This is a genomic window from Mesorhizobium sp. M8A.F.Ca.ET.165.01.1.1 (assembly GCF_004792065.1).
Lineage (GTDB): Bacteria > Pseudomonadota > Alphaproteobacteria > Rhizobiales > Rhizobiaceae > Mesorhizobium.
The window spans coordinates 156044-174818 of the sequence record NZ_SRTH01000015.1; the positions used below are offsets into that span (position 1 = coordinate 156044).

The 18775-nt window shown below is 61.2% G+C and carries 18 protein-coding genes, 1 pseudogene and 1 riboswitch; of the genes and pseudogenes, 2 read left to right on the forward strand and 17 right to left on the reverse strand.

Features of this window, described 5'->3' with window-relative positions; all coding sequences use genetic code 11:
* Positions 1–4 precede the first annotated feature (4 nt).
* From EN808_RS29000 to EN808_RS29080, 17 genes and pseudogenes are all read right to left on the reverse strand, one after another.
* Complete coding sequence (locus tag EN808_RS29000) at positions 5–877, reverse strand: branched-chain amino acid ABC transporter permease (protein ID WP_135917481.1); 873 nt, start codon at positions 875–877, stop codon at positions 5–7.
* 11 nt (positions 878–888) lie between these two features.
* The gene (locus EN808_RS29005) at positions 889–2142 is read right to left on the reverse strand and encodes an ABC transporter substrate-binding protein (protein WP_135917483.1); all 1254 of its coding nucleotides are present in this window, start codon (positions 2140–2142) and stop codon (positions 889–891) included.
* Positions 2143–2198: 56 nt separating this feature from the next.
* Positions 2199–3794: a GMC family oxidoreductase N-terminal domain-containing protein gene (locus EN808_RS29010; protein ID WP_135917485.1), complete on the reverse strand. Its 1596-nt coding sequence runs from the start codon at positions 3792–3794 to the stop codon at positions 2199–2201.
* A 46-nt stretch (positions 3795–3840) separates the two neighbouring features.
* Positions 3841–5247, reverse strand: coding sequence for an aldehyde dehydrogenase family protein (locus tag EN808_RS29015; RefSeq protein ID WP_135917487.1), 1407 nt, complete (start codon positions 5245–5247; stop codon positions 3841–3843).
* Between the two features lie 104 nt (positions 5248–5351).
* A complete protein-coding gene (locus tag EN808_RS29020; RefSeq protein ID WP_135881135.1) occupies positions 5352–6281 on the reverse strand; it encodes a helix-turn-helix domain-containing protein in 930 nt (309 codons plus the stop codon).
* 442 nt (positions 6282–6723) lie between these two features.
* Positions 6724–7485 carry a hydroxymethylpyrimidine/phosphomethylpyrimidine kinase gene (locus EN808_RS29025; RefSeq protein ID WP_135880793.1) on the reverse strand — a complete coding sequence of 254 codons (762 nt, stop codon included), beginning with the start codon at positions 7483–7485 and terminating at the stop codon, positions 6724–6726.
* Positions 7476–8081 carry a thiamine phosphate synthase gene (locus EN808_RS29030; RefSeq protein WP_135917489.1) on the reverse strand — a complete coding sequence of 202 codons (606 nt, stop codon included), beginning with the start codon at positions 8079–8081 and terminating at the stop codon, positions 7476–7478. The genes EN808_RS29025 and EN808_RS29030 overlap by 10 nt, the downstream gene beginning before the upstream one ends.
* Positions 8078–8851, reverse strand: a complete 774-nt coding sequence (locus EN808_RS29035; RefSeq protein ID WP_126057619.1) for a thiazole synthase — start codon at positions 8849–8851, stop codon at positions 8078–8080. The genes EN808_RS29030 and EN808_RS29035 overlap by 4 nt, the downstream gene beginning before the upstream one ends.
* 1 nt (position 8852) lies before the next feature.
* Positions 8853–9050, reverse strand: coding sequence for a sulfur carrier protein ThiS (gene thiS, locus EN808_RS29040; protein WP_126057620.1), 198 nt, complete (start codon positions 9048–9050; stop codon positions 8853–8855).
* The gene (gene thiO / locus EN808_RS29045) at positions 9019–10020 is read right to left on the reverse strand and encodes a glycine oxidase ThiO (protein ID WP_126057621.1); all 1002 of its coding nucleotides are present in this window, start codon (positions 10018–10020) and stop codon (positions 9019–9021) included. Before thiO ends, thiS begins: the two co-directional genes overlap by 32 nt.
* Positions 10017–11852: a phosphomethylpyrimidine synthase ThiC gene (thiC, locus tag EN808_RS29050; protein WP_135917491.1), complete on the reverse strand. Its 1836-nt coding sequence runs from the start codon at positions 11850–11852 to the stop codon at positions 10017–10019. The genes thiO and thiC overlap by 4 nt, the downstream gene beginning before the upstream one ends.
* A 105-nt stretch (positions 11853–11957) precedes the next feature.
* Positions 11958–12074, reverse strand: a riboswitch (TPP riboswitch).
* Positions 12075–12182: 108 nt separating this feature from the next.
* Positions 12183–12635: an aspartate 1-decarboxylase gene (gene panD, locus EN808_RS29055; RefSeq protein ID WP_135880787.1), complete on the reverse strand. Its 453-nt coding sequence runs from the start codon at positions 12633–12635 to the stop codon at positions 12183–12185.
* A 115-nt stretch (positions 12636–12750) separates the two neighbouring features.
* A pseudogene (locus EN808_RS37230) lies at positions 12751–12852 on the reverse strand (biotin synthase); the annotation flags it as partial.
* Between the two features lie 148 nt (positions 12853–13000).
* Positions 13001–13867, reverse strand: a complete 867-nt coding sequence (gene nadC, locus EN808_RS29065; protein ID WP_135906946.1) for a carboxylating nicotinate-nucleotide diphosphorylase — start codon at positions 13865–13867, stop codon at positions 13001–13003.
* Positions 13867–15408, reverse strand: a complete 1542-nt coding sequence (locus tag EN808_RS29070) for an L-aspartate oxidase (protein WP_135906948.1) — start codon at positions 15406–15408, stop codon at positions 13867–13869. Before EN808_RS29070 ends, nadC begins: the two co-directional genes overlap by 1 nt.
* Entirely contained in the window at positions 15405–16379 is a 975-nt protein-coding gene (nadA, locus tag EN808_RS29075; protein ID WP_135917493.1) for a quinolinate synthase NadA, read from the reverse strand. The genes EN808_RS29070 and nadA overlap by 4 nt, the downstream gene beginning before the upstream one ends.
* Before the next feature lie 59 nt (positions 16380–16438).
* On the reverse strand, positions 16439–17404 hold the full coding sequence (locus EN808_RS29080) for a hypothetical protein (protein ID WP_135906952.1): 966 nt from the start codon (positions 17402–17404) through the stop codon (positions 16439–16441).
* A 207-nt stretch (positions 17405–17611) separates the two neighbouring features.
* Between EN808_RS29080 and EN808_RS29085 the strand changes: the two genes are divergently transcribed.
* Both EN808_RS29085 and EN808_RS29090 read left to right on the forward strand, forming a co-directional pair.
* Complete coding sequence (locus EN808_RS29085) at positions 17612–18337, forward strand: toll/interleukin-1 receptor domain-containing protein (RefSeq protein WP_189524185.1); 726 nt, start codon at positions 17612–17614, stop codon at positions 18335–18337.
* On the forward strand, positions 18334–18775 hold a 442-nt coding region (locus tag EN808_RS29090), incomplete at its 3' end, for an ArdC-like ssDNA-binding domain-containing protein (protein WP_135917497.1). The genes EN808_RS29085 and EN808_RS29090, both read left to right, overlap by 4 nt.

An 18775-nucleotide genomic window follows, 5' to 3' on the forward strand; every position in this document is an offset into this window, starting at 1 on the left:
GCTCTCAGTCCTGTCCGGCAAAGGTCAGCCTACGGCCGCGCTGGAGCCACATCATGGCAAGGATAGCCACGATAAAGGGCGTTGCGACGCGGAACGGCGCGAACGGCTTGTAGAGTGTGACCACGCTTTCAAGGACGCCGATGGCAAGGCCGCCGGCAAAAGTCGCGGGTATGGATGTAAGGCGACCGAGGATGGTGGTCGCGATGATGGGAATGACGAGGAAGGTCAGCACTGCGGGGTCAAGTCGCACGAGGGATGCAAACATCAAGCCAGTGAAACCAGCGAGCACGCCTGAAATGGCCCAGGCGATCGTCTCCACCCTGATTACCGGCGTACCCAGGATCGATGCGACCTCACGGTTGTCGGCGAGCGCACGCATCATCAAACCAATGCGGGTGCGTATCAGGAAGACACCCATTCCGATGGTAATGCTGAAAGCTGCAAGCAGTGACAAAATCCGGATTCCGGTGATTCTCAGACCTAGGATCGACATGGAGGCCCCGTCGAGGGTGAGTGTCAGCTTGCGCGGTGTAACCACCCACAGGAGGTTCATGGCGCCGAGCAAAGCGAGGGCAAACCCGAGCGTAGCGACCGCCTTGACGATGGGTTCGCGATGCGCGAGGCCCGGCGCGATCAGCCGGCCATAGGAGACGGACAGGGCGAGGGCGATCCCGATGCAGGCTACCCAGGCAACGGGCTCGGGCCATTGCCATTCAAGCAGTTGCCAGGCGACCACGGCGCCCACGGCGCCGATGGCGCCGTAGGCAAAATTGAGCACGCCGGTGGCGCGGTTGAGCAGCACCAGCCCAACCCCGCCGAGTGCATAGAGTGCGCCGACGGCAAGGCCGGATACGAGAAACAGGCCAAGGACGTTCATGTCTTCGCCGATCAGTTTGCTATGCCGAGGGCTTTTTCCGCGGAGCGGATAGGATCGAGATACGCGCTGTCGACGTCAGTGCAGCCGCCGACGACCTTGAAGCCGTTGCCCGAAATCTGAACCATCATGTTCGCATGGTTGGGCATGTGCCGGTCGGCTTTGCCAACGTAGTAGGGGCCGCAGAGCAGGTCCGAGGTCTCGTTCTTGATTCCCCGGATCGCCTCTGAGACCGATTTGCGATCAATGGTCGCCGGATCGAGCTTCAGGAGGGCATCGGTGAAGAAGCGGGCGGAGAGATAGCCCGACTGGCTGAAGGTGTCGCGCGGATCCTCCGGGCGAGCATACTTGTCCATGATCGCGCGCCAGTTGCTGGCGTCTGGACCGGTGCCATCGATCGGCGTGAGCTCGATATTGACGTTCATGACACCATTCCAATAGGCGCCGAGCATGGCGGGAACCGCGGCATCATAGAGGGGTGTCGAGGATATCCACTTGAAGTTATCGCGCAGGTTCTGTTCCTCGACGGCCTTGAGGTAGGCTGCGGCCATTCCTCGCGGCAGGTTCACGAGAACGGTGTCGGCGCCGCTCGCTACGGTTTCCAGAACGGAGGCATTCATATCTGCCGCGCCCGGATCGAGCAGAAGGCTTGAGCCGGAGAGTCCTTTGGACTGCATGTACTTCTCGGTCCAGCCACAGGAATAGGGACCGACCGAGGGGATGGTGAGCCCGATGCAAACGACGTTCTTTGAACCGAGATTGGCAACGGCCCATTGGGCTGCTCCGACGCTCGAGGGCAGGGGTCCCTCATTGGTCGAAACAATGTTCTTCGATTCGAAGCATTCGGCGACGGCGCAAGCTGCCGCCATCGCCATGACATCCTCCTCTGCGTAGAGCTTGGCGTTGACGCCCATCTCAACAAAAGAGCCGTTGGCAACCAGCGCGACGACGCCCTTGTCCTTTACCAGTTTGGTCGCGACCTGGCTCGCGACTTCCGGGTTCCACTGGTCGTCTTCAACCAGATATTCGATCGGGCGGCCGTGGATACCGCCATTGGCATTGAGACAGTTGAAATAGGCGCGCGCGGCGTCGGCTGAAGACGAGAAGTCGTCAGGGCCAGTTTGGCCGACCAGGGCACCAACCCTGATCGGCACGCCGGTCGCCTTCTGACCGTTGTTCAATCCACATTGCGGTGCAGCCATGGCTGAGCCACTCGCCAGGATAAGCGCGGCCGTTGATGCCGCCAGAAGTATCGTTGTGCGTTTCATGCTTTCTCCTCCCAAAGAACTCTTGAAATCAGTAGGTCGTCCGAAATCCCGTCACTTCATGCGACGAGGTCCTTACCCAGCATAAAGCGGGCGGCGCGCTCGCCGATCATGATGACCGGTGCATTGGTGTTGCCCGAGACAAGGGTTGGCATGATGGAGGCGTCCGCCACGCGTAGCCCTTCTACGCCGCGGACCGCGAGATCCTCGCCAACAACGGCCATGCGGTCGTCCGGCCTGCCCATCCGGGCCGTGCCCGAAGGATGAAAAACCGTCTTCGAAATCGAGCGGATATAGTCCCGCAGGGCTTCGGGATCTCGCTCCAGTCCGGGCGTTGGCAGGACACGCCGCTTCACGATGCGGGCGAGCGATGGGGCTTCAATGATCCGGATCGCCCATTCCACCCCGCGTACGAGCGTGTCGAGATCGGCAGGACTGGAGAAGGAATTCGCGTTGAACAGGGCACTATCCCTAGGATTGGCCGAACGCAGCTTGACCGTGCCCCGTGATTTCGGCCTCAGGAAACAAGGACCGATGGCAATGCCGTGACCTGGTTCCGCAGCCCGGTCGGCAAAGCCGATGAAGGTTGGCAGGACATGAAACTGGATATCCGGCTGGCCGGTCCCGGCCGTGTCGACGAAGCCGCCCGACTCCACAACATTGGATGTGAGGAGGCCGGTCTTGGTGAGAAGATATTGCAGCATGTGGCCCGCCGCCTTCAGCCCCTTGTCCTGGGCGAAGAGCGAGATCGGATCCTTGACCTCCGCCTGAACCGTGGCTTCGAGGTGATCCTGATAGTTTTCTCCGACGCCCGGCAGATCCATGATCACGTCGATCCCAAGGTTCTTCAGATGCTCGGCCTCGCCGATGCCCGAGAGCTGCAGGATCTTGGGTGTGGCAAGCGCGCCTGCCGTTAGAACAATCTCGCGTCGGGCCCTATAGGTGACGCCGGTCTCGGTCAGAACACCGACCGCTTTCCTGCCTTCAAACAGGACTTTATGAACGCGGGTTTCGGTCAATATGGTCAGGTTCGAGCGTTTCTCGGCGTCGCGCAAGAAGGCTTGCGCAGCGCTCCAGCGCCGACCGTTGTGCGTTGTTGTCTGGTAGAAGCCGACGCCTTGCTGCACCTTGCCGTTAAAGTCTTCGTTGTACGGAAGGCCGGCCTCCTGGGCTGCCCGGATGAAGGCCCAGGACAGAGGATGACCAAAGCGGCGATCGGAGACCTTGAGTTCGCCGGTTGCTCCATGGAATTCGCCCGAAAGGCGCTGGTTGGCCTCAACGTCGCGAAACACCGGAAGAACCTTGTCATAGGACCAGTTGCGGCATCCCATTTGCGCCCAGGTGTCGTAATCCTGCTGCTGGCCACGAATATAGATCATGGCGTTCAAGGAACTGCCGCCGCCGATCACATTGCCCTGTGGCACGACGTTGGGCTTGCCGTTCAACCCCTTGTCCGGCTCGGACACGTAGAAGTGCACATCCTTGCCCTTCTCGATCACCTTGAAGAACGTCGCCGGGATATGGATGAATTTGTCGGTGTCGCGCGCGCCGCTTTCAATAAGCAGGACCTTGTTTTGCGGATTCTCCGACAGCCGGGCTGCAACGACGCAGCCGGACGAGCCGCCACCGACGATGATATAGTCGAATTCGTTCATGGGTTGCTCCGATGCGGAAGGGCAGACGCTCGCGACAGCGTTGGTGTCAGCAAAAGATCGTTTGAATGGTGGTGAATTCCTTCAGCCCTTCGACGCCGAATTCAACGCCGATCCCGGACTGCTTTACCCCACCAAAGGGCGCATTCGGCTGGATTGCTCCATGCTTGTTGATCCACACGGAGCCGCATTCCAGTTGACCGGCCACCTGTTTCGCCCTTGCCGTATCCCGGCCCCAGACGGAGCCGCCGAGGCCCGCCGGATTGTCGTTGGCCTTCGCGATCACGTCGGCGAGGTCGATGTAGCGGATGATTGGCAGGGCGGGGCCAAATTGCTCGCGATCGACGAGCTCGCAGCCATGATCGACATCGGCAACGATTGTGATCGGATAGAAGTAACCGGTTCCACCGTTGCTCTGGCCGCCGATCAGAACGCGGCCGCCTTTGGCGCGTGCATCCTCGACATAGGAAGCTACGATGTCGAGTTGCATCCGATTCTGCACGGGACCAAGGATCGATTGTTCCGACAGGCCGTCGCCAACCGGAATGTGGGCTGCATAGGCGACGAGGCTTTCGCACACGGCGTCATAAAGGCTGTCATGGACATACAGGCGCTTCAGGCAGGCGCAGGTTTGGCCGTTGTTGATGAAGGCGCCCCAGAACAGCCCTTCGGCGATTTCCTTGGGGTCGGCGTCGGGGAGCACGATGCCGGCGTCGTTGCCGCCTAATTCCAATGTGAGCCGCTTGAGCGTATCGACGGCATTGGCCATGACCTTCTTGCCAGTGGAGGTGGAGCCGGTGAAGGTCAGTTTGGCGATGCCTGGATGGGCGGACATGGCGGCGCCAATCTCGTTCTCGCCAGTGACGACGTTGACGACGCCCGCCGGCAGAACCTCGTTCATCAGCTCAACAAGGCGAATGGTCGACAATGGTGTCTGGGGTGATGGCTTGATGACAACGGTGTTGCCGGCGCGGATTGCGGGAATGATGTGCCAGCAGGCAATCATCACCGGCCAGTTCCATGGCGTGATCGAGCCGACAACGCCGATGGGCTTGCGATGCAGCTCCACGCGACCCTCAGGCGTATCCTGCAGGACTTCGACGGGAAGCTCGATTTCCGCCGTGTGGCGGGTCCACGCGACAGCACCACCGATCTCGAAGCGAGAGCCGAGACCATTGAGCGGCTTTCCCTGTTCGAGCGTCAACAGGCGCGCAAGATCTTCCGAATTTTCTTCTATCTTGGCGGCAATGGCGCGGCAGGCGTCGGCCAGCTCCAGACTCGATTTCAACTGCCACTTTTCGAACGCAGCCGCTGCCGCAGTAACAGCTGCGTCGAGGTCCCCCACCGTGGCCAGGGGCATTGCGCCGACAACTTCCCCGGTCGAAGGATTAGGGATATCGGCGTGGCGTGCGGTTTCCACCGGCTTGCCGCCGATGAACAGCGTGTAGCGCTTCATATCCGAGCTCCTCCCAAAGCAATTTGTGAGGAGCATTCATATTGAAGCCGCCGTTTCTGTCTTGGATTCGAACGCGGCGCGAATAGGACAAAAGCGCAGCGCTATCACTGCTGGAGAATATCCTTTGGCGAACAGGCGAAGGCCTTTCGGAAGCAGCGGTTGAAATATGAGATATCGTTGAAACCAGCGGAATAGGCGACCTCGGCGATCGTGGTCGCCTTCGTGGTGTTCTTCATCTGCGCCAGTTGTTCGTGAGCAAGATGCAGGCGGCGCATTCGTATCAGCGATGTCGCCGTCGTGCCAAGTGCATTGAAGTCCTCCTGCAGCGTCCGCAGCGAAATACCAACCTTGTCGGCAAGCCATTGCGGCGTCAGATGCTCGTCAGTGAGATATCTGTCGATGAGTATCTGCACGACTTCCAACCTGCCGCCGGAACTGTCCGAGAGCAGCGGCTCATCCATCTCACTATCGGTCGCGAAAGCCTGGCGTGTCGTGCTGAAGAGGAGGTCGCGCAGATGCGGTGCTCGCTTGTCGCTTGCGTCTGTTTTCAGAAGCTTGGCAACGACCGCTCGCAGCATCGCCGACATCGGGTCTTCCGCTTCTACCCTGCGTGAAACTTCGACCCGTGCTGATTTGTCGGCGAAGATCAACTGGCGGGGGAGATGCACCGAGAGGTGGTTGGAAAAACGGCCGCCGAAATGGAAGATCGATGGGCTGGAGCTGTCGACGAGAATGCAGTCGCCCGGGGTAATGATAGATTGCCTTCCGTTCTGTTCGATACCGCAACTCCCTTCGAGTTGCAGCAACAGGAAGAGATTTTCGCTATAGTCGATCCTGATATCGGCGACGTCGCGGCGGATCACGTCGAGATCGTTCGCCACCTGAGCAAGGTCGAGCCCGCCTGCATCCAGTATGGTGGCATTGCCGGTTACGAGGGTGTGCTCGGCCCGTTGCGTGTTGAAATTTCCGCAGATCGATTTCAGTTCCGCAGTCCACTCCTCAAGGGAATGTATAGGCCATTGCGTGGCGGTCATCCCACCGAATTCCGCTAGGTGCTGCAGCTGCTGCATGGCGTCTTCTCCCAAAGACCGTCGAGCCACCCTGCCCATTGCCGACCAAGATAGTTCCCATGTTAAGCGATTCTTTATACTCGCTTTTGTCAACTCGTTTTTTGCGTGGCGAGGGTTGGAAGTATGCCGGCTTTGGAAGTGGTCCGCCAGGCGCTGTTGTAAAATATGTCATCCCGCACAGGGTCGACCGTTCCGCTAGCACAGGGCCGACTCGGTCGCCGGGCGGTTGGGATCATGGCTGTCGCGTCAGATAAATCGTGTACGGATCATCATAGCCGACACGCTAGTGAATGCCATTGGGACCAAGGATTGCCCCCAACCGACCTCCTTACTGATACGCACAGCGCCGATGTGTCGAAAGATGGCGCCGCTCATGCGGGCAGATCGACTTCGCATAAAGCCACTGTCATTCGGCTGTTTGCCTCTGGAGCTTCTCGAAAACAAACCGCTTGCCTTTGCGCACGCTGTCTTCGAGTGGGCTCGCCTTCGCCAGATGCGCCGCGATCGCGCTGGCCAGCACGCAACCCGTCCCGCGCATCGATACGGCAAGGCGTGGCAAGTCGAAGTGGATTGGTTCTTGATCGGAGCGCAATAAAATATCGGTTGATCTAGGTCCCGATGCGTGGCCGCCCTTGATCAGCAGGGCCTGAGGTCCGGCGGCCAGCAGTCTTTGTCCTTGTTGAAGCGCGCTTCCCTCATCCATCGCCAATTCCGAGCTGACAAGGAGCGCCAACTCGATGAGATTGGGGGTGACGAGACGGCAAAGCGGCATCAGATTGCGCTTCATGGCGGTGATGGCGCCTGCTTCCAGGAGCGCCCGGCCTGAGGTCGAGGCCAGCACCGGGTCAAGTACTGCCGGCACCTGCGGATTCTCGCGCAGCACGCCGGCAACGGCAACGACGATCTCAGCCGCCGCGAGCATGCCGATCTTGATGGCGGCCACCTCGTTGGCCTGCAGCGCGGCGCGCATCTGCTCGGCCACTAGGCGAGATGGCGAATGATGGATTTCCATGACAGCTTCGTGCGTCTGCACTGTCAGCGCGGTGACAGCAAGGCAGGTGCGCACGCCAATGGAAGAGATCGTCTCGATATCACGTGCAATTCCAGCCCCGCCGCTGGAGTCCGATCCGCCAACGACAAGCACATGCGGTTCTCGCCTCAGCGCCATCGATCTGTCTTTTCCATCCACTCTCTGGTGCGTGCTTCGGGATCGGCATTCAATGTAATGTCAGTCACCACTGCCGCGCTGTCGGCGCCAGCCGCGAAGACACCATCGAGCCGGTCCGGGTTAAGGCCGCCGATGGCCACCAGTGGAACAGGCGCGACCCGACGCTTCCATTCGCTGACCCGTTCGAGCCCTTGCGGCGCCCATTTCATCTTCTTCAGGATGGTCGGATAGATGGGTCCAAGCGCTATGTAGTCAGGCTCGGCGGCCATCGCCGTTTCCAGCTCCTGATGATCATGTGTGCTCAGTCCGAGCCTTACGCCGGCTGCACGTATCGCCAAGAGGTCAGCGGTCTGCAAATCCTCCTGGCCGAGATGTATGAAGTCGCAGCCTTCCTCGATTGCCAGGCGCCAGTGGTCGTTGACGATGAGTTGGCACTGGTATCGAGCACACAAGGCCTTCGCGGTGCGGATCTCCGCGCGCAACCCAGCCTCATCCACGGTCTTGATGCGCAGTTGCAGAAGCCGGACTCCGAGTGGGACCAGCCGTTCGATCCAGGCAGCGCTGTCGACGATCAGATAAAAGGGATCGAGCTTCATGAAAAAACGGCCCTGCCGACCATCGGTGTCGATGGCACGGCGACGTCGCGCGGTTCGAGCATTCCCGAACTGAACGCCTCACGACCGGCGTCGACCGCCTTACCGAAAGCACGCGCCATGCCGACCGGATATGCCGCCTTGGCGACCGCTGTGTTCAGGAGCACGGCGTCAAAGCCGAGTTCCATGACGGTGGCCGCGTGCGACGGCCGTCCGAGCCCCGCATCCACAATCAGCGGGACGCCAGGGAAATATCCGCGCATCGAGCGCAGCGCCGTCATGTTGACCGGTCCCAAGGCGGAACCGATCGGTGCGCACCACGGCATCAGGACCTTGCAGCCCGTTTCCAGCAGCCGCTCGGCGACAACGAGATCGTCGGTGGTATAGGGGAATACCGCAAAGCCGTCCTCGCACAGGATGCGGGCGGCTTCAACCAGACCGAACACATCCGGCTGTAGCGTGTCGTGATTGCCGATCACTTCGAGCTTGATCCAGTTGGTGCCGAAGACCTCGCGCGCCATTTTCGCGGTGGTGACGGCTTCCTTGACGGAGAGGCAGCCGGCGGTATTGGGCAGGATTCTGGCGCCCAGCGAGCGGATCAACGACCAGAATTGTTCGCCGGCTCTACCGCCCGCCATCTCACGCCGCAACGAGACGGTCACCACCGACGTGCCCGACGCCTTGACTGCATCGGCAAGGATGGCCGGCGAAGGATATTGAGCGGTGCCGAGAAGCAGGCGCGACGAAAGCTCGGTTCCATAAAGCTCCAACATGCTAGCCGCCCTGCATGGGCGAGAGGATTTCGATCCGGTCGCCGTCGCTCAACTGGAACTCCGTGCGGTTGGCTTTGTGCACGAGGTCGCCGTTGACGGCGGTGGCGAGCCAATCGCCCTCATAGTCGAGCGCGGCAAGCAACTCGGCCAGCGTGGTGGCGGCAATCTCACGCGCCTCGCCGTTGACCATCAGTTTCATGAGCATGCTCCTTGGTTCTGTCTTGACTGAAAACCAGGCCGGCAGCCTGGCGCGCCATGGCGGGGGCGAGGAGAAAACCGTGACGATAAAGACCGTTGATCGCGATGATCTCACCGTCTGTTTCGACGCGTGGCAAATTGTCGGGAAATGCCGGACGGACACCCACACCGGTTTCAACGATCTCGGCCTCACCAAAGGCCGGATGGAGGGCATGGGCGGCGCCCAGCAGCTCCATCATGGAACGCGCCGTCACCGGTCCGGCGCTCTGGCTTTCAATCATCGTCGCTCCGATCATGAAACGGTGATCGGTGCGCGGCACGGCATAAAGCGGAAAGCGTGGATGAAGCAAACGGACCGGCCGCGACAGCGAGACATCAGGCGTGCGAAGGATCAGCATTTCGCCGCGAACACCGCGCAGCCTGTCATCGGCCGCTGCCATTCCCATGCAGTCTATCTGACGGGCGAAACCCGAAACAGGCCGGGCGTCGCAGCCGAAGTGGAATTTGACACCCATGGTCGCAAGGTTGTCATGAAGTGCCGCCATCGCCTGGCGTGGGTCGAGGTGAGCCTCGTTGGGGAAGAGCAATCCACGCCGGAAGCGGCCGGCGAGGTCGGGTTCCAGGAGCGCAATTTCGTTTTCATCGACGCGCCTATGCCCTGACGTGCGACTGGCGAACCGGTCAAGCTCACCGGCATCACGCGGCGCGGCCACGACCAATGTCCCGGCCCGTGTCACCTGACCCGACAGCACCGCATCCCACCAGTCGGCAGCGTCGCGTCCGAGATCCAGCACCGGCTGCTCCGCGCTTTCGCGCTCGCACCATGGCGCCAGCATGCCGCCGGCGAACCACGACGCGTTGCCGCCAAGGCCATGCCGCATCTCGGCGACTGTGACCGTCGCGCCGCGGGCGGCGAGTTCGAAAGCGACGGTGAGGCCGGCAACGCCGGCCCCTTTGACGAGCACCCTCATGATGGTTTGGGAGCCTCCGGCACGACCGGTACGCCAGTCTCGTCCGCCGGCATGTAGAGATCGCCGCCCTCCCGGTATTTTGCCGCCATTGCCGCCATGCCTTCCTTCTGAGCCTCGGCACGGATGTCGTGGGAAATGCGCATGGAGCAGAATTTCGGCCCGCACATCGAGCAGAAATGCGCCAGCTTGTGCGCCTCCTTGGGCAAGGTCTGGTCGTGGAAGGACCGCGCGGTTTCGGGGTCGAGCGACAGGTTGAACTGGTCTTCCCAGCGGAACTCGAAGCGCGCGCGGGAAAGGGCATCATCCCTGACTTTCGCTGCCGGATGGCCCTTCGCCAGATCGGCTGCATGGGCGGCGATTTTGTAGGTGATCACGCCAATCTTGACGTCGTTGCGATCGGGAAGGCCGAGATGCTCCTTGGGCGTGACATAGCAGAGCATGGCGGTGCCGAACCAGCCGATCATGGCAGCACCAATGCCTGAGGTGATATGGTCATAGCCCGGCGCAATGTCGGTCGTCAGTGGTCCAAGCGTATAGAAGGGCGCCTCGCCGCAGACAGCGAGCTGCTTGTCCATATTCTCCTTGATCTTGTGCATCGGCACATGGCCGGGACCTTCGATCATCACCTGGCAATCCTTGGCCCAGGCGATCTGCGTCAATTCGCCGAGCGTTTCCAGCTCGGCGAATTGCGCCGCATCATTGGCATCGGCGATCGAGCCCGGACGAAGGCCGTCGCCGAGCGAGAAGGATACGTCATAGGCGCGGCAGATGTCGCAGATCTCCTCGAAATGCTCATAGAGGAAGCTTTCCCGGTGATGGTGCAGGCACCATTTGGCCATGATCGAGCCACCGCGCGAGACGATGCCCGTGACCCGGTCGACGGTCAGCGGGATGTAATGCAGCCGCACACCGGCATGGATGGTGAAATAGTCGACGCCTTGTTCGGCCTGCTCGATCAGCGTGTCGCGGTACACCTCCCAGGTCAGGTCCTCGGCGATGCCGCCGACCTTCTCGAGCGCCTGGTAAAGCGGCACCGTGCCGATCGGCACCGGTGAATTGCGCAGGATCCAGTCGCGAATGTTGTGGATGTTGCGGCCGGTCGACAGGTCCATCACCGTATCGGCGCCCCAGCGGATCGCCCAGACCATTTTTTCGACCTCTTCGGCCATCGAGGAAGTGACAGCGGAATTGCCGATATTGGCGTTGATCTTGACGAGGAAATTGCGCCCGATGATCATCGGTTCGCTCTCTGGGTGGTTGATGTTGGCTGGAATGATCGCCCGCCCGTGCGCCACCTCGTCGCGTACGAATTCCGGCGTGACGAAATCGGGAATAGCCGCGCCGAAGCTTTCACCGTCGCGTTGCAGCTTGCCGCGGGCGATTTCCCGGCCGAGGTTTTCGCGGATGGCGACGAACTCCATCTCGGGCGTGATGATGCCGGCGCGCGCATAGGCAAGCTGTGTCACCGCCTTGCCGGCCCTGGCCCTTAGCGGCCGGTTGCGAATGGGAAATTCCGGCGTCAGGCGCTCACCCGTGACGAAGCCATTGTCTTCCGGCCGCACATGGCGGCCGTCATAGGCTTCGACATCGCCCCGCGCCGTGATCCATTCGTGGCGAGGCCGGGCGAGGCCCTTTTCGATGCTGGTTTCGACAGTCTGGTCGGTATAGGGGCCGGACGGATCGTAGACGGTGATGGGCGGCTCGCCCGCTGTCGGATGGACGGAGATTTCGCGCATCGGCACTTTGATGTGCGGATGGAGGACGCCGGGCTTGTGGATTTTCCGTGAGGCAGGCAGCGGTCCCGTTGAGACGGCTGGGGTTAGGGCATTCATCTTGAGGCTCCTTTGCTCATGCATTGGAGACCCAGTTCTGTGCCGGAAGGATGAAAAGACGCTTTGGTCGACCTGCTTGAAAACAGGTCTTCGGGCGTAAACTCCCGCAAAGCGCTTGCACCGTCCCTACGCCAGTATGAACTGGATCAGGTTCAACGGGTCACTGCGCCGCGATAGCCAGCAGTATCTCAGCCCCTTGCCGGGACTCCCCTGGTGAATGTTTTCGAATTGACCGAGCCGACACTGCTTTGTCAAGCGCATTTCCACCTGCGGCGGTGATCGGCGACTAATGAAACCCCGCGCAAAGCACGGGCAAATCTCGAGAGGAAGTCACGCGCCGGAGACCAGCGCAGGAATGGCCAAAGGCTCATTCGCCTCGTCAAGGATCGAGAAACTGTAACGCCCATGTGCGTCAAGATCGACGGAGTAGCTCAGGCGATCGAGTATGTGATTGTCCTGGTCGAAGGTGATGATCCGCGGCTTCAACGAGGTGATATTCGCTTCGTCCAGGTATATGGAGTTGCAAACAATGATCTGGTCGTCTGGCTGGCAGGTGCGGGCAGCCGCACCATTGAGGATGCAGCATCGTGAGCCGCGCTCGCCGAAAATGACATAGGTCGAAATCCGCGCACCGGAATTCTTGTTCCAAATCTCCACAAATTCCATCGGCAGGATCCCGGCTGCTTCGCAGTGGTCAGGGTCCAGCGTTATCGATCCATGGTAGTTGAGGTTCGCTTCGGTGACGTAGATGCCGTGCAGCTTGCCAGCGACTAGTTTTCGCAATGGTCCTGTTTCCTATCATCATGGATGAATCGTCCCGCCATCCTCTGGGTGGCCGGGTTACCCCGCTAGATTCCGACGACGACGGCGCCGCCGCTGAGACCAGCGCCCGCCGCCGCCTGTTGGGATCGAAATTCCGGCGGTGAACGGTTTGCGCTTGAAACAGCAGGTCGTTGAAAGGCGCGTCATGCAGCGCCCGAGCAGCTTCCACGGTCCACATCCGGTGGCCGTCGAAGGATTGAGCTTCACGCATGGTTTTTCCGAAATCGCTGCGTGCATTTCCATCCTGTTCCCCTTGCATTGGGCGACCTAGGCACCTTTGAACTTGGCGGGCTGGGTCGAAAAAGCGTCCGGTCGACCGCCGATTGTCAGGCCCGACGGACAAATTTCGCGGAGTCGAGCCCGATATCGAGGATTGGCGCGCTGTGGGTCAACCAGCCGATGGAGATCAGGTCGACACCGGTCGCGGAGACGGCTGGAGCCGTCGCCGGCGTTATCCTGCCCGACGCCTCGGTAATCGCCTGGCCGGCAACCATCGCCACTGCTTGGCGCAATTCGTCGACAGACATGTTGTCGAGCAGGACGGCGTCTGGGGCGAGGGCCATAGCCTCTTCTAACTGGGCTAGCGTATCGACCTCGACTTCGATCTTGACTAGGTGGCCGACGCTGCATCGCGCGCGCTCGATTGCCATGCGAATTCCGCCAGCGATGGCGATGTGGTTGTCCTTAATCAGGATGGCGTCGTCGAGACCGAAACGATGATTGGAGCCGCCACCGGCGCGCACGGCATATTTTTCGACCGCTCGCAATCCAGGCGTCGTCTTGCGCGTGCAGACGATTCTTGCGCCGTGGCCGCGGACCGCCGCGACGATCAATGCCGTCGCGGTGGCGATACCGCTCAGATGGCACAGAAAATTGAGCGCCGTCCGTTCCGCGGTGAGTATGGCCCGGGCCGGACCGCTGACCGATGCGATGGTCTCACCTTGCGCGATGTTGCTGCCGTCCGCTCGCTCCACTGTCATCTCGACATCCTGGTCGATCAACCTGAAAGCGAGCATCGCCAGGTCGAGACCGGCTATAGTTCCGGCCTCGCGCGCAGTCAGCACCGTTGTCGCATGATGGTCCTTCGGTACGATGGCATCAGTGGTCAAATCACCGGCCTTGCCAAGGTCCTCGAGCAGAGCTGCCCGCACCAGAGGCTCGAGCATGATCGTTGGAAGGGGGGATAGGTTCATCAAGCGACGCTTTCGAGCATTGGAGAGTTGCCGAGTTCCCGCGCCGCAAACATGGCCGCGTCGAGCCTGATTTCGGAGCGGCGGGCGACGGCCGCTTGATGGGGAAAGTCGTTCCGGTAGTGAGCGCCACGGCTTTCGCGGCGCAGCAAGGCGGCAACCGCGATCATCAGCCCTACGGCGGCGGGATCGGACGCTGTGTCGTGCCGATGCAACAGCAGCAACAAGGCGCGCGCAGCCTCTTTCAAACCTTCGCCATCCCGCGTGACGCCAAGGGCATGTGACAGGAGAGGGCGCACAGGCCTCGGATCCGGCGCGGGCAGGTTAGCTGCCATCGCTGGCTTCCCACCGCCGTCCGGTGCACCAGCGACGCTTTCGGCAACCCAGCGCGCGCAAACGACGGCCTCGGTCAGCGAGTTGCTGGCGAGCCGGTTGGCGCCGTGCAGCCCGGTCGACGCGACTTCGCCGCATGCCCAAAGTCCAGGAACCGATGTTCGCCCGGCCAGATCCACGGCGACACCACCCATGTGGTAATGCTGGGCCGGCCGGATGGGAATGAGGTCTCGCGCCGGATCGATGCCGGCCTTGCCGCAGGCTGATGCGATTGTCAGAAATTGCTGCGCGAACATCGTGCCTGGCTTCTCGCGGACGTCGAGGAAGACGCGATGGCCGTCGGCAAGATGTCGCCAGACGGCGCGCGCGACGATGTCGCGCGGTGCGAGTTCCGCCCCGAGCAGGCCATCGAGGAAGCGCCGCCCTGTTTCGTCGACGATTGTTGCACCTTCTCCGCGAACCGCCTCGCTGATGAGCGGCATCGGACGGCCGGGCCCGTCAAGCGCGGTCGGGTGGAACTGAATGAACTCCAGATCGGCAAGGACGGCACCCGCGCGCGCCGCAAGCGCCAGACCCTGTCCGCAGCTGCCCAGTGGGTTGGTTGAGTCGCGGAACAGGCCGCCGATTCCGCCCGTGGCGAGAACGGCCCGTCCCGTGGCAAAGAACACCGGACCTGTCGGACCGCTCGCCACAACACCGGCGATTCTGCCGTCCTCGACGGCCAGCCGGCGTGCTTCGACTCCTTCCACGACAAGAACCGAAGGCGTGGAGCGCACGGCCGCGATCAGGGCGCGCATCACCTCCCTTCCGCTGCCGTCACCTCCGGCATGAACGATGCGCCGCCTGCTATGCGCGGCTTCCAGCCCGAGACGCAGAACTCCTGCAGATGTGCGATCGAAGCGAGCCCCAAGGCGCGTCAGATCCTCGATCGCCGCGGGCGCGGCGTACACGATGCGCCTTGCTGTATCTGCATCGCAAAGGCCGTCCCCTGCGGCGAGCGTGTCGGCAAGATGGAGCGCCGGTTCATCATCGCCGCCCAGGCTGGCGGCCAGCCCGCCCTGCGCCCACGCACTCGACGCCTCCGCGCCAAGCGGCGATCTCGACAGGAGCAGCACCGGCTCAGGCGCCATGTGCAGCGCGGTCATCAGCCCGGCTATGCCGCCGCCGATGATGACCGGCCGGCGGGCGAGATCGCGAACGTCCATGCTCATACCGCCAGCATCCGCTCGACGGCCAGCCGCGCACGCCCTGCAATCTCCGATTCGATGGTTACGACATGGCGGTTCTGTTCGAGCGCAGTACGGATGTTGGCGAGCGTTATCCGCTTCATGTGCGGGCAGAGGTTGCAAGGCCGGATGAACTCGACTTCGGGATGCTCCACCGCAACGTTGTCGCTCATCGAACATTCGGTCATCAGCACGACCCGCGCTGGCTTTTGTCTTCCGACATAGTCGGACATGGCGGCCGTCGAGCCGGAGAAGTCCGCTTTCGCGACCACTTCGGGCGGGCACTCCGGATGCGCGAGCACGGTCACGCCCGGATGACTTTCGCGCAACTCCCTGATGTCGGCCGGCGTGAAGCGCTCATGCACCTCGCAATGCCCTTTCCAGGCGATGATCTTCACCGCGGTCTGGGCGGCGATGTTCCGGGCGAGATATTCATCCGGCAGCATGATCACCTGCGGAACGCCGAGCGCCTCCACGACGGCTTTGGCGTTACCGGACGTACAGCAGATATCGGACTCGGCTTTCACTTCGGCCGAAGTGTTGACATAGGTGACGACCGGGACGCCCGGATAGCGCTGTCTCAGCAGGCGAATGTCCTCGGCGGTAATCGAATCCGCCAGCGAACAGCCTGCTCGCAGATCAGGAATGAGCACCGTCTTTTGCGGGTTGAGCAGCTTCGCCGTTTCGGCCATGAAATGCACGCCAGCCAGCACAATGACATCCGCTTCGACCGCCATCGCCTTGCGGGCAAGCGCCAGGCTGTCGCCGACGATGTCGGCAACGCAGTGGAAGATCTCAGGCGTCTGGTAGTTGTGCGCCAGGATAACGGCATTGCGCCGCCGTTTCAGATCGAGGATGGCTTCGATATCATCGGCGAATGCCGGCCACTCGATTGACGGAATGACTTGCCGCACGCGGTCGTACAGCGCGGCCGTGCGCGCGGAAGTGACAGGCATAGCCAATTATTCTCCAAATGAGTATAACTGACATATACTTACCTTGAGTATAAGAAATGTCAACCGCGTGAGAGTGGCAATTTCGTCCCTGCGACGGTTCGCTCCACCAAGACCGTTTGGCGAAAGCGGAAGCGCTTCGCTGGGCGCCCCCCGGTGTCGGACATCGTCTCGCCTGTCTCCTCGACCAGATCCTGCTCTTCGATCAGACGCCGAAAGTTCGGCTTGTGAACGAGCCTGCCAGCCAGAGCCTCCACGGTTCGCTGCAGCTGCAGCAATGTGAACGTTGCTGGCATCAACTCGAAGACGACGGGGCGGTACTTGATCTTGGTCCGCAGTCTGGACATTCCCGTTGCCAGAATACGCCGGTGATCTGCGATCATCGGAAGGCCAGGGATGGACGGCGGATTGCCGTTGTCCCGTCCGCGTGTGGCCTCGGCCACCAGCGCGGCTTCGTAGAGCAGCTCGTATCTCTGCAGGACGAGTTCCTCATTCCAGTCGCGATCATCCAGACCGAAAGCATATGCCACGCGCTGCCGGCGGTCGCGGTGTATGCTTGGGTCTTCCGCGTCGTCGGACCACGCCGAAAGACGCGGCAGGACGATGTCAGGCAGGATAGAAGGCACGCCGGCGCGGTGATCTTCCCATGGAAAATAGTCGTACCATCCGTGCCAGCCATGTGTTTGCGAATGTTCTGCCTGCTCTTCCCGCGTCAGGCCAAGATAGCTGATCGAGATCTGCACGCGCTCGTCGTCGGTCCGGTCGCGGTCGGCGAAGGTGTAGAGTTGTTCAATATAGCCCAGTTGATGACCGGTCTGCCGCTCCACCCACGCTCGCAGACCCGACTGCAAGGAGCGATGGCCGAGCTCAAAAAGCCCGGATGGCAAAGCCTGAGCCTGCTCGATGGTGAGGACGCGTGGCTTACCGTCGGTCACCGCGATGACAACGGCGATCAGGTCCGCGCTGACGGCATGGCTCTGACTGTTCCTTTGAGCCTGCTTTGTCACCTGGGTTGTGTTGTCTTGCATCTGGGCTGTGATGGAATTCCGATGTGAAGGCACTAAAATGGGCAAGTCGAGCGAAAAGTGAACTGCCGCACGCCGCCCGTCAATGTTCGTCAATAACGGGGTGTAGAACCTCGATCCACCCCGTTCGTATAGACTTTTCCAGTCCGCAGACTAACCATCCGAGACATTCAACGCCTCGAATTTGCCGGCACCAGCCAGGAAATGGAAATGACCGATTTCTTTATCAGCTATACCGGCTCGGACAAAGAATGGGCCGAATGGATAGCCTTCATCCTCGAAGAGGCGGGTTTCACTACTATCCTCCAGGCTTGGGATTTCCGCCCGGGCAGCAACTTCGTCCTCGAGATGCAGGAAGCTTCCAGCGCCGCAGAACGAACGATCATGGTGCTCTCGCCCGACTACCTGAAGTCCGGCATGGCGGCGGCCGAATGGGCCAGTGCATTCGCGCGGGATCCTCAAGGACTTAACCGGCGCGTTGTGCCTGTCATGGTCCACAACTGCAAACCAGAAGGATTGCTGACGGCCATTGTCCAGATCCGCATAGTCGGTATGGACGAGGTAGTGGCGAGACAGGCGATCCTGAATGGCGTCGACATGAAGCGGGCAAAGCCCTCAAACCGCCCTAGCTTTCCTGGTGCTCCATTGGCCCCGGAGCACAAGGATTTCCCAGGCGTGGAGTCTGCGCCTGCGAGGTCAGTCCGGGACTTGCTGCCCAGGCTGCACGCAACGGCGACCGATGCGGACCGTCGCAGGTTTGCCAAAGGCGCCTTCGCCGCCATCCGCAAAACTTTCGAGGACAATCTCAAACAAGCCGCTGAGGAGAATGACCGCGTCGACTTCACCTCACCGATGCCACGGCTACGGATTTTAGGGCCGAGCTGTATCTCGATGGCGCCAGCAAGGGCCAATGCCGAGTCTGGCTCGGCGGGATGATAGGGGAGAACAATATCTGCTTCGCCGAAGGAAGGATGACGGGTGATGCTTGCAACGAGATCCTGGCCCCGGCTTCGGAGGGCGAACTCGTCGCGTCGCTTTCCCTGCCGAAGAATGCCAGCACGCATCGCACCTACAGCGGGATCAACGTGCTTATCCTCTGGGGTGCCGTCGTCGAACGCGGGTTCCCATCGCAGAGTTGGCTAACCTATCGACAGTCTGCCGCGCTCGGCGGGAACGTCCGCAGAGGCGAGCGTGGGACAACGGTCGTTTATGCCGATCGTTTTGTCCCGGATCATGAGAGGAAGCGGGCTCGCGAGACAGGCGAGGATGCCCAGGCGATCCCTTTCCTCAAGCGCTTCACCGTTTTCAATATCGAGCAATGTGAAGGACTGCCTGATGAAGTCGCGGTTTCGGCTCCGCTGCCGGTGGCTAGCT